The sequence below is a fragment of the Arcobacter suis CECT 7833 genome (assembly GCF_003544815.1).
GTDB lineage: Bacteria > Campylobacterota > Campylobacteria > Campylobacterales > Arcobacteraceae > Aliarcobacter > Aliarcobacter suis.
Window position 1 is genome coordinate 429,967 of the sequence record NZ_CP032100.1, and the last position, 13,602, is coordinate 443,568.

A 13,602-nucleotide genomic window follows, 5' to 3' on the forward strand; every position below is an offset into this window, starting at 1 on the left:
TATTAAATTAAAAATTTATAGAACTTTTCTATTTTTGAACGAAAGTAAAATCACAACAAGAATAATTACTAAAGAAATATAAACAAAATTTGGGATTTGAATAGGATCTCCAGCTGCGTATGAATGTTTCCCACTTAAAAAATAGTTCACTCCAAAATAAGTCATAATAATACTAAAATAACTAACAACCGATAATAAACTTAATAAATAGTCATTAAACAGGCCTTTAATGTATTTTAGATGAAGTATAATCGCATATATAATTATAGAAATTAGCGTCCAAGTCTCTTTTGGATCCCAACCCCAATATCTTCCCCATGATTCATTTGCCCAAATTCCACCTAAAAAATTTCCAATTATTAAAAAAACAAGACCAATTAATATTGACATTTCGTTTATTCTATTTGACTCTTTTATACTTAGTAAAATTCTAAAAAAGTTTTCATTTTCATTTTTTGGATTCGCAAAAATAAATAAACAAAGAGAAATAAAACCAAGTAAACAACTAAGTGCTAAAAAACCATAACTTGCTGTTATTACACTTACATGAATTGTTAACCAATAAGATTTTAATACAGGAACTAAAGTTGTAATTTGTGGTTCCATCCAACTTAAATGGGCAACAAAAAGAGTAATTCCTGTAAGAATTGATGTTGTTGCTAAAGCTAAATTAGATTGTTTAGAAAAAAAGATTCCTGAAAGTGTAATTGCCCAAGCAACATAAATCATTGATTCATATCCATTTGACCAAGGAGCATGACCTGAAATATACCATCTAAGAGCCAATCCTAAAGTATGAAATATAAACCCTAAAATTATAAGAGATAAAATGATTTTGATAACTTTATTTATTTTCAAATAAGGATTGAAAATGTTTATAAAAACTAAAATTATAAGAACAAATCCCAAAATAAGATAAAAAGGAGTAAGTCTTTCAAAGATATTGAATTTATTTAAAAAAAGTTCAGATTTTATTTTTGGTTCACTTGGAATAATATTTGAAGCTAAATCTTGCTGATAAGTTTTTATATTTTCTAAAGCTAAATTTGCTTTTTCCCAATCATTTGATTTATTTGCATTTAAAAGTGAAAAATAGTAATTTTTCATTAGATTGTTTATTTCTATTGATTGTTCATTTTGATATTGTGAAGATTCATTTAGATTTAACCATTTATTATTTAAATCATCTTTTAAAGGAAAAATTTTTAGAAAATCCCCAATAAATAAAGAATAAGAGATGTTTAATCTTTCATCAATTTTTACTAATTCTTTATCAAAATTATTTCTATCAGAGATTTTTTTTGCATTGGTATTTTCTAGGGCATTTTCTAATTTGTATTCACCATTTTTTGTATAAATATCATTAAAAGAAAAATATGATTTGTCTTTTTCAATTTCAAGTAATTTTTTTATATCTTCATCTTTAACTTTATATATTGGAATATCTTTCCAAACTTCTGAATATAGAAACATACTTAAAAAGAATTGATTTGCATCTAAACCTTTTATTTGATTATCCCTTGATATTTTATTCATTATTTCTATTGCCAAAGAATTTAAAGGTTTTAATCTTCCTTGATAATCTTGAATAATTAATGCTCCTAATTTTTCACTATGATTTTTATCTATATTAAAAATAAAATCTTCATTTGAAAAACTTTTTTGAGGAGAAAAAACAAAAGCCAAAACAAAAAATAAAGATAATAAACTTTTCTTTAAATAATAGCTCTCTTTTATATGTTCAAGTGTGAATGATTTTGTACTTAATTTTTTAAATCTGCTATTTTTTACAAAAAAAGTTAAAAATAAACCCGTAAAAAGCAAAAAATATCCAATATAAGTTGGTATTTTTCCTGGGTCTTTATTTACAGAAAGAATCGTTGCACTTTCATCTGTTTTGTATGAAGATTGGAAAAATCTAAAACCTTTATAATCTAATACATTATTCATATAAATTTTATATTCAAATGAATTATTTAAAATATTATCATAAACTTTTACTTCACTTGAATAAGCTGATGGAGCATTGGAACCTGGGTATCTTTCTAATTTAAAATCATTTAATAAAATAGAAAATGGTAAAACAAACTCTTTTGCTCCCCATTTTAACTCTATTTCTTTATTTGCTATATTCACTTTTTTTGTGATTCCTTGATTTGAACCACCTTTTGCGTATAGTGGAATTTCAATAGATTTATTATCATAAATTAAATCTAAAATTACTGCGTTTATTTGTTGCTCTTTTTTTATTTCATGATTTGTTTCACTTACGATTTTGAACTGCGCATTTAATAGGGCATCTGAAATTTTAAATTGGGTTTGTCCGATTTTATAAATATTATTTATTTCTATTTTCTTTTTAGTATTTGCATTTATAATTAATTCTTTGTTTAAATCATTTGAGTATAAAGTTAATTGTATATTTGAACTGATATAAAAATCTCCATTTTGTGTTTCGAAATTTACAGTTGGAGCGTTTGAATTTGTTTTTTTATTTAAAGTAAAAGTTAGATATTTTGTATTGATTTCTTTTTTATCTTCTAAGTTTATACTATTTGTTCCAATTGATTCAGAAACTAAAATATTCATCATAGTTTTTCCATTTTCGCTAGGAACAAGTTTTTCAACGGCATTTTGTACAAATCTATTAAATTTAATTATTAAAGGTTTATTTTCTAATAAAGTTTCATATTCAAAGTTTGATTGGCTAAGTGGTGTCATCATAACTTTTTTATCATAAGTTTCACTTTGAGTTTTTATTTGAATATATTCATCAACAGAATAAACTCTATTTTCCATACTTCCTTCTGGAATTGTCATTACAGCTTCATAACCTAAATATCTAGTCATTGCTGCACCTAAAAAAATAAGAACTAAAGAGATATGTATCATAAATAAAAAGAATTTTTCTTTTTTGTACATCTTAAACCAGATAATATTAAAAGCAATTCCTATTGTTAGAATAAGCATAATTAATTCAAACCAAGTTTGATTATATATAAAAGATTTAGAACCAAGTGGACCAAAATCATTTTCAATAAATGTTGCAACTGCGCATGATAAAGCCATAAATATTAAAAATACAGTCATAACTTCAATACTAAATATAACTCTTAATAATTTTTTCACATTTACTCTTTTTAAAGATTTATTTTAAGAAGAGAAGAACTCTTCTTAAATTTTAGTATGAAGTTTTTGTTTCAATACCTTTTGTTGATTCAGGATTGTAAATTCCTTTTTTCTCTGCATCTTTTTTCCAATCTTGCATTAAGCCGTCTTGGAATTTCTTTTTCTCTTCAACTAATTGATTAAATGGTAATCCAATAATTTCTTGAGCTTGTTTTTTATCTGTTATATCCGGCGCTTTATAATCAGCTGCACCATGTTTAGCTAAAACTTTTGCCAAAGCAATTCTTGCATTTCCAGCTTTTTCTAAAGCTGTACCTAATGTTCTTAGTGTTTCTTCAGGAGCATGGAAAAATGCACCATGAGAAGCAACTGAATAATCCCATCTCCATTGAGCATGTCTAATATCAGTTAAAATAGGTTTCATTTCTTCTTCTGTTGCACCAACTTCCCAAGCTTTTCCAGCTTCTAAGTGAGCAGCAGCTAATTGTTTTATAGCTTTTCCTTGTAATTCATCTTTTCTATCTTTTTTTAGTTTTACATTTTCTAATAAAGATTTTTCATCAGTTCTGTGGCAATTCATACAAGTGTTATCCATATGTTCTAATGGATTACCAATTTTATGGTCTGTATATTTTATTCCACCTTCTTGTTTATATGGCATATGACAATCTGCACAAGATACATTGTTTTTACCATGAACTCCTGTTTTCCAAGTTTCATACTCTGGATGTTGAGCTTTAATCATTGGAGTTTTAGAAATAGGGTGAACCCAGTCACTAAATTGAATTTCGTCATAATATTTTTCCATATCATCTACATTTGTTCCTTTTTTCCATGGTAATGTAACAACAGCTGCTGTTTTACCATCTTTTAAAGGAGTTTTTTGGAAATAATATTCCACGTGACATTGGGCACAAACCATAGATCTCATATCTTGTTGAGTTGCATTATCTAAAGTTGTTTTACTTCCTTGTGCTTTTAACCCATCATTTAAGTAATTTCTATTAACTTGCAGTTCCATAGTTTCTGGATTATGACAATCTACACATCCAATAGGATTTATAATATCTGAACCATATTTTGCCCATTTACCTGTGTAATACTCTTCATCCCCATCTTTTTTCATTATTTTAGGAACTTCAGGAGATTTACAAGTCCAACATGCACTTGGCAATGGTCCTGTTTTATCATCAACAGGAGCTCCTGTTCTTAATGTATTTCTATTATCTTCAACAGCGTAAAAATGTCCTCTTGGAGCATTATAATCTTTTGAAAATGGATAACCTGCCCACAATACAACATATTCTGGATATTTTTTTAGCATATCTTCTATTTGATCAGAATTTTTTGTTTGTTTCCATGAATCATATTCTCTTGGATAAAATTTTCTGAACTCTTCATTTTTCGTTTCCCATCTATCTATTTTAGGAACTTCTTGTAACTGTTGTTTTTCCTCTTTTTTTTCATTTATGGAAGCCAATAATACTGACATTAAACCTATTGCGATAATTGATATTGCAAACAAAAATTTGTATTTTCCCATGATAAACCTTTACTTTAAGTTTTCTTTGATTCCTAGATTATAAGGTGTTGAAGTCAAACTTCTAACCTTACCATGTGGCACATATTTGTGACACTCCCAACATTTACGATCATTGTCCAGACCTTTTTGTTCACTACTATGGTAATTGCTAGCATTTGATTTTAGGGTATCATTTATACTAGCGTGACATCTTATGCAATTATTTTGTACACGATTTGCACCATCTTCACTTATTTGAATATTATTCTTATAAGTGTTTAAAGTAAATGCAACTGAATGGTTCCATCCATCAATTGCTTTTGCTTTATATTTTTCAATCATATCTCCCACAGGAAGGTGGCATTCAACACATTTTGCCACATCCTTATGTGAGCTTTTTTCCCAAGTTGCATACGCAGAATGCATTGTATGACAATTAATACAGGCCTTAGGATCGCTTGAGAGATAAGATAGCATTTGTGATGCATATACAGTGTAAAGAAATAAGCCAGTAGCGATTAAAAGGCTGAAAATTGCCCCATAAACAACAATTTTTCCGTTTTTTTCCATTGTATATCCTTTGAGTCACACAAGTAATTATAAAGTTATTTAAAATATATTTTCTTGACCTAGATCAAGGAATTGAATATTCATTCATAAATTTTATTATTTTACAAAGACTTTTGTATCATAAAGTTTATTATCAATTTTTACTTCAAAATAACCTTTTGAAACATTGTAATGTTTAAAAGTTATTTCTTCACCAATATAAATTTTTTGGTTGTTATAAACTGGAATAGAATTTTCTAAATAACCTAAAGAATTTCCTATTCTTACTTCAATATTTTTATTTCTTGTTTCACCAAAAATAACTATTTTTGAAAAACAAATTCCATTATAATCTTGATCTGTGATTTTTTTATGTTGAATATTTTCGCCATTTCCATTTTCATGAAAAACTCCTATAGCATAAGATGCTTGGATAGAAGATGAGAATGCAAGGTTTAGGTTTAAAACTAGTAAAATAAGTATAAATTTTTTCATAAACAATTTTACTATAAAAATCAAATAATAGAGAAGAAAATGAATATTCCTGCAAGTGCAAAACAAATTGAAGTTGTTAATTCAACTGTTCCTTTTTATGAAGATGAAAATTACTACTATTTTGATACAAGTTCAACAGCAGTTCCTGAACCTATGATAAATGCAGTAGCTGGCTTAGAACTTTTGAATGAAAATAAAAAGTTAATAATGATAAATCACAAAATTCCAATGGGATTATTCCCAAAAATCGAAGCTTATTTTGATTATGAAGTTGAAGAGTTAGAAGATGGAAATGTAAAAATCACGTTTTCAAAAAAAGAAAAACTTGTACCAAAATTAGATTTTGATACAAAATGTTCAGGTTAAGAGTAGATTACTCTTCTTGTTGTTTCATTATCTTCTTTTTTAATTTGGTCATAAAGAAGTTGATATTTTACTTTTTCTTCAAAAGAAATAGGAGTTCTAATTGATTTGTATTCAACTAAAATTCCATTTTTGAAAACACCAGAAATTTCAGCATAAACCCAATAAAAACCATCATCTTTTCTTTTGTTTTTTACAATTCCACTCCATAAACCTTTTGTTTCTAAATCTTTCCATAGTTCTTTAAAAAGAGATTTTGGCATATCAGGATGTCTTAGGATATTGTGTGGTTTTCCTATTAGTTCACCTATTTTATATCCTGAAATTAAAGCAAATGTTTCATTTGCATAAGTGATATTTCCTTTTAAATCAGTTCTTGAAACAATTAATTCTTCTTTTGGAACAATAGTTTCACATAAAAAATTTCCACTTAAGAATTCCATGTTATTTTCCTGTTTTATCAAATGTTCTAGCAAATCCCTCTAAATCTTTTTTCTTCAAATCACCGTTATAAACGATTTCATGTGATTGAATATTTTTGTCATTTAAAACTTTTGGTACAAGGTCTGCATTTTCTAAAACTTCCATATGTGAGCTTAATTCATCTTCACTATATGCCATTTGCATATCTGCACTCATAACATAAGGAATTGCTTCAATAACTTTTAGTTTTTTTAGCTCTTCTTGAACGCCTTTTCCTTCTATTGTAATAATTATTCTTCCTAATTCATCATGCATATGATAATCACATACATCGCAATTTTTTAGGCTAGTTACCACTTCATCTAGGTGTTTTGGTAGAGTTTGTACAATAATACTTGAAATATTCATTTTAAAATCCTTTGTTTAATTAAGTTTATAATAGTTTATTTTTTCATCATCACTTGAAACAAAAATTTCATTTTCATTGATAAATAAAATATTTGTTAAAGTGGTTTTATTTTGTGTTAGTTTATATAAATTTTCTTTTGTTGTTGTATTAAAAATAGTTACATTATTTTCTTCATCACTTGCAAATGCTGCTAATTTACCACTTGGACTTAAAGCTACACTATAAATCAAAAAAGAGCCTTCTTTATAATAAGAAATTCTTTCATCTAAACTATAAATTGCACATCTTCTATCTTGTCCTGCTGTGATAAATATATCTTTTTTCATATCAACTTGAAAAACATTATCCAAATTTAAAGTATCAAATCTTTTTATTGGATTTAAATCTTTTGTATTAAGTAGAGTTAAAATACCACTTTCATCGGCAATTACAATTTTTGATTTATCTTCATTTAATTTGAAGTTTGAAAATTTTGATTGAGATATTTGAACTTCATTTACAACTTTTTTATTTTTGATATCATAAAGATAAATTTGATTTGAAAGTAGGGCATAAACAATATGATTTTCATCTATGAACTTTGCGTAAGCTATAAATAATCTATCTTTATCTTCTATGATTTTATTTAATTTTCCATTTTTATAAATATCTATATTTCTTCCACCGCTTTCACCTTGAGATAAAATCAAAACACTGTTTTCTAAAACATCAATACTATAAATTCGAGCTTCAATAGTATCTTTCATAAAATCTTTTATTTTGGGAACTTTTATTGAGTTGATTTTTTCTTTTGTATTTATATTAAAAATATCAACACTTGAATCAGTTGTGGCTACATATAAATTTTCATTTTTTAAAACCAAATCAGTTACTCCACCACTTGTTTTTAATGAATAATTTGGAGTTAAATCTTTTGCTGATATATTTGGTAGATATAAAAAAACGCTTAAAAATACAAATATAAATTTTTTCATTTATTAGCCTTTTATTTGATAATTTTTATAGCATTTGTAGGACATGATTTTATACAAAAACCACATGAAGTACAAGAGTCATTTATACTTGGTCTAAACATAGCTAAAAAATCAATAGCATCATCTAAACATGGGTCTTTACATGAAAAACACATGGTTTTATTCCATGATAAACACGATAACACATCTATTTCTATTTTTGCATTAATTCTTTTTTTATACTCTAAATTTAAAACTTCATTTGGACAAATTTTTGCACACTCATCACAATAGGTACAACCACTTGAAGTGAAATCAAGTTTTGGTGTAAAATCTCCTTGAATGAATATAATATTTTCTTCACAAACTGTAGAGCATAAACCCTCACAATCTTTACAATTTGTAAAGAAAATATCTTCATCTTTAAAGTATGGAGGTCTTATTATTTTCTCTTGTTTCTCATCTTTTTTAAAAGATGAAACAAGAGAACTAAAAAGTTCTCTTCTTTTCATTATTTTTTCTTTAAAGTATCTAAATCGTCAGTTAAAACTTCATTCCAAGTAGAGTGAGTTTTTCCATCTTTTCTTGTATAGTTAGCTTTAAATGTATTTTCAACAGCTAATCCACCTGTACTTTGAGGAGCATGACAAGCAGTACAATTAAATCTTGCATGTGATATTGTTTCAATTGGTTTTATTGAAACTTCATTTTTCATGTCATCTGTTGATTTTACAAAATTATCACCATCAAGTGTATGTTTTGGTCTAAAATCAATATAGTGTGATTTTGGAATTGGTGTTGCATTCATAGATGCTGCAACTGATACATCATGACAACCAATACACATATTATTATCAGGTGTAATCTCTAACATTCCTTCAACATCATGTGGAATCATAGGTGGAGCATTTTGGTAAGCTCTTTCTATTTTGTATCCACTCATTGGTTGAGAAGTACCATATTTTGTCTCATCAGGAGCAGCTTTATCTTCTGATAATAAATCTACTTTTCTAAGACCAATTGAATCTTCATCTATAACATTTTTTGTATTTGCAGCAAATAATATTGTTGTTGCTACTGTTATTGCTAAAGCTAATTTACCTAACTTCATTTTCATTTTCCTTTTTTAAATTTTTTATTGAAAAATTAAGAGCATTATCATCACAAACTTCTACACATCTTCCACAGTTTGTACACTCACCACTTAACACAGGCATAGAAGTTTTTGTAACCATATGTAAAACTTGGCTTTCTGGACAAACTTCTTTACATTTCATACACGCTGTACAATTAGGCGCATTGTGATGAACTCTAATTAAACTAAATTTTCCAACAAGTGAATAAAATCCACCAAGAGGACAAATATGTCCGCACCAACCATTTTTTAAAACAAATAAGTCAAAAAGAAATATTACAAGCATCGCAGCCCAGCCAAATCCCATTCCAAATATGATTCCTCTATGAACCATGGAAATAGGAGATACTAACTCAAATGCTGCAAGACCCATAAAAAAAGAGATAACAAAACTAATTGCGATTACCCAATATCTTATATTTCTAGAAGCTGGTTGTTTTTTTTGGATTTGATTAAATCCAAATTTTCTTCGCAAAAAATTTGCTAAATCTGTAATCATATTTACAGGACAAATCCAAGAACAAAAAGCTCGACCACCAACAATCATATAAAATATCAAAATGAAAAAAGCTCCCAAAAGAATATCAAATGATAAAAATGCACCTGCAAAAAACATCTGTAAAATAGCATAAGGATCACTTAATGGAATAGTAATTAAAATCAATGATGAACTTAAATTTCCCATCAAAATATTTATTCCATAAATATTTGCAATCACATATAAAACCATAATAGATATTTGAGTGATTCTTCTAGCGATTAAAAATCTATATTTCTTTATCATTTTAATAAATCCTCCATGTCGCTACTATTGTTTAAAGAATCAACTGCACTATCTTTACTAATTTTTGTTTTTGTAGTATTGCTTGTTGCATTTTCTACTCTTTTTTCGTCTTTTTTATTCCAACCTTGAACATAGTGATCACCCACTTTTCCCAAAGCTATATCCCTTGGAAGTACAAAAATTGCTGCTTTTTGTGTAACACAAGCTTTTTCACATAATCCACAACCTGTACATACATCCGTATGAACAACAGGTTTTAAAAAAGCATGTTTCCCTGTTCTTTCATTTTTTGAATATTCAATACTTATCGCTTCACCTAAAAGTGGACACGCTCTATAGCAAGCATCGCATTGAATACCCCAAAAAGCGATACAAGAGTTATCATCAATAACAGCTACTCCCATTTGAGCTTTTGTGATATCTAATTTTTTTTCTTCATTTTGTACAGATTTTATATCAAGTGCTTTTGTTGGACAAACAGGAACACATGGAATATCAGTACACATATAACAAGGAATTTCTCTTGGTATAAAAAATGGTGTTCCCAGAGGTTTGTTATCTCCTGGTTTTGCCAATCTTAATGTATCAAAAGGACAGGCTTCTACACACATTCCGCATTTAATACATGTTGCTAAAAAATCAGCTTCATTTCTTGCTCCGGGTGGTCTTAATATTAATGAAGTAGCTTTTACTTCATCAACATATGCACTCCAAGTTAAACCTCCAAGAATTGCCAAGCCTGAAGCTCTGGCAATTGTTAGAAAAAATTTTCTTCTTTCACTTATTGGTAGGTTTTGTTCTGTTTTCATCTTTTCTCTTTACTTTTACGCTTGATAAATTTTTACCGCACATTTTTTAAAGTCAGTTTGACCTGATTGTGGGCAAGTCGCATCTAAACAAACTTTATTTATAAATACTTTTTCATCGAACCAAGGAACAAACACTAAACCACGTGATGGTCTATTTCTTCCTCTTGTTTCAACTCTAGCTTTTACTTTTCCACGTCTTGATTCAACCCAACATAAAGAACCTTGCGTAACTCCATAAGTTTTTGCATCTTCTGGGTGCATATAACAAAGTGCTTCTGGAACTGCTCGATATAATTCAGGAACCCTCATAGTCATAGTTCCACTATGCCAATGTTCTAAAACCCTTCCTGTACTTAACCAAACTGGATATTCAGTATCTGGAATTTCCGGTGGATCCATGTAAGGACGTGCAAATATTTTTGCTTTATTTTTTAATGATTTTTTAGTTTGGTCTTTAACTCCAAGTAAATCACCTTGCGCTAACTCTTTTGCTAATGTTCCATAGAATGCAAAATCACTATCTGGACTCTCTTTTTTAGCATAAGGGTCATATTTTGTATTAAATCTCCATTGTGTTTCTTTTCCATCAACAACTGGCCATTTAAGTCCTCGCACCTTGTGATAAGTATCAAAGTCAGCTAAATCGTGACCGTGACCTCTACCAAAGTCAGCATACTCTTCAAATAGATATTTTTGAATAAAGAATCCATAACCTTTGAATACTTTTCCATCACTTCCAACTACTTTTCTAGCATCTCCAAAACCTTCACTATTATCGTAACCAGCTTGAACAGGGTCTTTTTGATCTAATTTGTAAGATTGAGCTTTTTTATTTGCAAATAAAATTTCATACATAGTTGTATTTTCATTATATCCCATAGCTTTGGCAGCTTCAATTACATCTGGAAGTTTTATTTCACCTTTGCTACTTGCAAGTGTTTGTTCACCCCATAAATCTTTTACTGTAAATCTTTTTGAAAGTTCAACCCATTGCCATGTATCAGACATTGCATCTCCAACAGGAACTACTTGTTGTCTCCAAAGTTGTGTTCTTCTTTCAGCATTTCCATATCCACCCCATTTTTCATAAATCATGGCAGATGGTAAAATTAAGTCAGATACTTTTGCAGAAATCCCTGGATATCCATCGCTAGTTACGATGAAGTTGTCCATTTCACGTGCAGCTTTAATCCAATGTGTTGCACTTGCTGTATCTTGATACGGATTACAAACATTTACCCAAGCAAATTTAATATTTCCATCTTCGATGTCTCTATGAATTTTCATAATATGTTGGTGACCTTTTGGATTTAAAGTACCAGCTGGAATACTCCAAGCTTTTTCAGCTATATCTCTATGTTTTGGATTATCAACCATCATATCAGCAGGAAGTCTGTGTGTAAATACTCCAACTTCTCTTGCAGTTCCACAAGCACTTGGTTGTCCTGTAAGTGAAAACGCTCCAGAACCTGGTTTCGCTTGTTTATTTAATAAAAAGTGAACATTATATGAAAGTGTATTTACCCAAGTTCCCCTTGTGTGTTGATTCATTCCCATTGTCCAGAAAGATACAACTTTTCTATTTTTTTCAATATATAAATCAGCTAAAGTTTGAAGTTTTTTCTTAAATTCTTCAATATTTTCATCAGGATTTCCTTTTGAAATTTTTGCTACATAATCAAGTGTATAAGGCTCTAAAGATTTTTTATACTCTTCAAAAGAGATTTCCCAGTGAGCTAAACCTGTATTTTTATTTACCATTTTATCACCAGCTTTATATCCATAAGGAGCAAGTGCTGGAGCTTCTGTTTCTGAAACTATTTTTTCCATCTCTTTAGAAATAGTTTGCATTTCTAAATCAGAATATTTTCCATCTTTGATAGACTTTTCATCACTTCTTCTCATTCCATAACCAATATTTACAGGACTTGCTGCAAATACGATATGTTCTTTTACGAAGTCCCAATCAATTGATTCTGGATGATTATATACAATTTCTCTAGCAATATAATTCCATAAAGCTAAGTCAGTATTTGGAGTAAATATGATTTCAATATCAGCTAAATCAGAAGTTCTATGTCTGTAAGTAGAAATATTTATAACTTTTACTTTTTCTGGATCTGATAATTTTCTATCAGTAACCCTTGACCATAAAATTGGGTGCATTTCAGCCATATTTGAACCCCAAGATACAACTGTATCTGTTAATTCAATATCATCATAACATCCACTTGGTTCATCTATTCCAAAAGTTTGATAAAAGCCTGTAACAGCTGAAGCCATACAGTGTCTTGCATTTGGATCAATTGCATTTGATCTAAATCCAGCTTTCATCATTTTTTGAGCTGTATAACCTTCCATAATTGTATATTGACCTGAAGCAAAAATTCCAATTCCCTCTGGACCTTTTTCTTTTAGAGCAATTCTTATATGTTTTTCCATCTCATCAAAAGCTCTTTTCCAAGAAACAGGTGCAAAATCAGCTTTTTTATCAAATTCACCTTTTGCATTCATTCTTAATAATGGTTGTTTTAATCTATCTGCACCATACATAATTTTTGCATTAAAATAACCCTTAATACAATTAAGACCTCTGTTTACAGGTGCTGCTGGATCACCTTTTACTGCAACGATTTTTCCCTCTTTAGTAGCAAGCATAATCCCACAACCAGTTCCACAGAAACGACAAGCTGCCTTGTCCCATCTCCAACCACCTTCAGCAACATTTGCTTGTGCTTGTAAATCAGCTGGTACTGTCATACCAATTGCTGCTGCTGCACTTGCTGCTGCTGAACTTTTGAGGAAGTCTCTTCTTGAAAGCGACATGATTTCTCCTTTTTGAAATATAATTCTTTACTCTGAATTGTAACTATAAAATAGATATTAAAGATTGACTCATGTCAAGTAAATTAAGTTTTAATTAAGATAAAAATTGTCTTCTTTGTTTGTTAAAACTAACATTAGTTAAATACTTACATAATAATTACATAACTTTCAAATATAATTATTTGATATCAAAAATTAAGGAGAG

General features: G+C 28.8%; 13 protein-coding genes. 1 reads left to right on the forward strand and 12 read right to left on the reverse strand.

Going from position 1 to position 13,602, the window contains the following annotated elements:
* Positions 1-15: 15 nt before the first annotated feature.
* The 4 genes from ccsA to ASUIS_RS02110 all read right to left on the reverse strand — a co-directional run bounded on the left by ccsA (position 16) and on the right by ASUIS_RS02110 (position 5,695).
* A complete protein-coding gene (gene ccsA / locus ASUIS_RS02095) occupies positions 16-3,129 on the reverse strand; it encodes a cytochrome c biogenesis protein (protein WP_226799961.1) in 3,114 nt (1,037 codons plus the stop codon).
* Between the two features lie 52 nt (positions 3,130-3,181).
* Positions 3,182-4,672 (reverse strand): ammonia-forming cytochrome c nitrite reductase, encoded by a 1,491-nt coding sequence (gene nrfA, locus ASUIS_RS02100; protein WP_118885494.1) that lies wholly within the window; start codon positions 4,670-4,672, stop codon positions 3,182-3,184.
* A gap of 9 nt (positions 4,673-4,681) precedes the next feature.
* The gene (gene nrfH / locus ASUIS_RS02105; RefSeq protein ID WP_118885495.1) at positions 4,682-5,221 is read right to left on the reverse strand and encodes a cytochrome c nitrite reductase small subunit; all 540 of its coding nucleotides are present in this window, start codon (positions 5,219-5,221) and stop codon (positions 4,682-4,684) included.
* A gap of 96 nt (positions 5,222-5,317) precedes the next feature.
* On the reverse strand, positions 5,318-5,695 hold the full coding sequence (locus ASUIS_RS02110; RefSeq protein ID WP_118887621.1) for a hypothetical protein: 378 nt from the start codon (positions 5,693-5,695) through the stop codon (positions 5,318-5,320).
* 39 nt (positions 5,696-5,734) lie between these two features.
* On the opposite strand from ASUIS_RS02110, the gene ASUIS_RS02115 reads away from it, so the two are divergent.
* Complete coding sequence (locus ASUIS_RS02115) at positions 5,735-6,061, forward strand: hypothetical protein (RefSeq protein WP_118885496.1); 327 nt, start codon at positions 5,735-5,737, stop codon at positions 6,059-6,061.
* On the opposite strand, the gene ASUIS_RS02120 is transcribed toward ASUIS_RS02115, so the two are convergent.
* Genes ASUIS_RS02120 through napA form a run of 8 tightly spaced genes read right to left on the reverse strand, consistent with a single transcriptional unit; the run spans position 6,058 to position 13,397 of the window.
* Positions 6,058-6,501: a PAS domain-containing protein gene (locus tag ASUIS_RS02120; RefSeq protein ID WP_118885497.1), complete on the reverse strand. Its 444-nt coding sequence runs from the start codon at positions 6,499-6,501 to the stop codon at positions 6,058-6,060. The genes ASUIS_RS02115 and ASUIS_RS02120 overlap by 4 nt on opposite strands.
* 1 nt (position 6,502) lies before the next feature.
* Positions 6,503-6,889 (reverse strand): chaperone NapD, encoded by a 387-nt coding sequence (locus ASUIS_RS02125; protein WP_118885498.1) that lies wholly within the window; start codon positions 6,887-6,889, stop codon positions 6,503-6,505.
* Between the two features lie 15 nt (positions 6,890-6,904).
* Positions 6,905-7,864, reverse strand: a complete 960-nt coding sequence (locus ASUIS_RS02130; protein ID WP_118885499.1) for a WD40 repeat domain-containing protein — start codon at positions 7,862-7,864, stop codon at positions 6,905-6,907.
* A gap of 11 nt (positions 7,865-7,875) precedes the next feature.
* Entirely contained in the window at positions 7,876-8,355 is a 480-nt protein-coding gene (locus tag ASUIS_RS02135) for a ferredoxin-type protein NapF (RefSeq protein WP_118885500.1), read from the reverse strand.
* Positions 8,355-8,954, reverse strand: a complete 600-nt coding sequence (locus ASUIS_RS02140) for a nitrate reductase cytochrome c-type subunit (protein ID WP_192894418.1) — start codon at positions 8,952-8,954, stop codon at positions 8,355-8,357. Before ASUIS_RS02140 ends, ASUIS_RS02135 begins: the two co-directional genes overlap by 1 nt.
* Complete coding sequence (gene napH, locus ASUIS_RS02145) at positions 8,941-9,762, reverse strand: quinol dehydrogenase ferredoxin subunit NapH (protein ID WP_118885502.1); 822 nt, start codon at positions 9,760-9,762, stop codon at positions 8,941-8,943. The genes ASUIS_RS02140 and napH overlap by 14 nt, the downstream gene beginning before the upstream one ends.
* Positions 9,759-10,571, reverse strand: coding sequence for a ferredoxin-type protein NapG (gene napG / locus ASUIS_RS02150; RefSeq protein ID WP_118885503.1), 813 nt, complete (start codon positions 10,569-10,571; stop codon positions 9,759-9,761). The genes napH and napG overlap by 4 nt, the downstream gene beginning before the upstream one ends.
* A gap of 15 nt (positions 10,572-10,586) precedes the next feature.
* A complete protein-coding gene (napA, locus tag ASUIS_RS02155; protein ID WP_118885504.1) occupies positions 10,587-13,397 on the reverse strand; it encodes a nitrate reductase catalytic subunit NapA in 2,811 nt (936 codons plus the stop codon).
* Positions 13,398-13,602: the final 205 nt, after the last annotated feature.

Coding starts and splice junctions, on each gene's coding strand:
- napG (WP_118885503.1), bottom strand. CDS start 10,571: ATGAAAACAGAACAAAACCTACCAATAAGTGAAAGAAGAAAATTTTTT.
- ASUIS_RS02140 (WP_192894418.1), bottom strand. CDS start 8,954: ATGAAGTTAGGTAAATTAGCTTTAGCAATAACAGTAGCAACAACAATA.
- nrfA (WP_118885494.1), bottom strand. CDS start 4,672: ATGGGAAAATACAAATTTTTGTTTGCAATATCAATTATCGCAATAGGT.
- ASUIS_RS02135 (WP_118885500.1), bottom strand. CDS start 8,355: ATGAAAAGAAGAGAACTTTTTAGTTCTCTTGTTTCATCTTTTAAAAAA.
- ASUIS_RS02120 (WP_118885497.1), bottom strand. CDS start 6,501: ATGGAATTCTTAAGTGGAAATTTTTTATGTGAAACTATTGTTCCAAAA.
- ASUIS_RS02125 (WP_118885498.1), bottom strand. CDS start 6,889: ATGAATATTTCAAGTATTATTGTACAAACTCTACCAAAACACCTAGAT.
- ASUIS_RS02115 (WP_118885496.1), top strand. CDS start 5,735: ATGAATATTCCTGCAAGTGCAAAACAAATTGAAGTTGTTAATTCAACT.
- napH (WP_118885502.1), bottom strand. CDS start 9,762: ATGATAAAGAAATATAGATTTTTAATCGCTAGAAGAATCACTCAAATA.
- ASUIS_RS02110 (WP_118887621.1), bottom strand. CDS start 5,695: ATGAAAAAATTTATACTTATTTTACTAGTTTTAAACCTAAACCTTGCA.
- napA (WP_118885504.1), bottom strand. CDS start 13,397: ATGTCGCTTTCAAGAAGAGACTTCCTCAAAAGTTCAGCAGCAGCAAGT.
- nrfH (WP_118885495.1), bottom strand. CDS start 5,221: ATGGAAAAAAACGGAAAAATTGTTGTTTATGGGGCAATTTTCAGCCTT.
- ASUIS_RS02130 (WP_118885499.1), bottom strand. CDS start 7,864: ATGAAAAAATTTATATTTGTATTTTTAAGCGTTTTTTTATATCTACCA.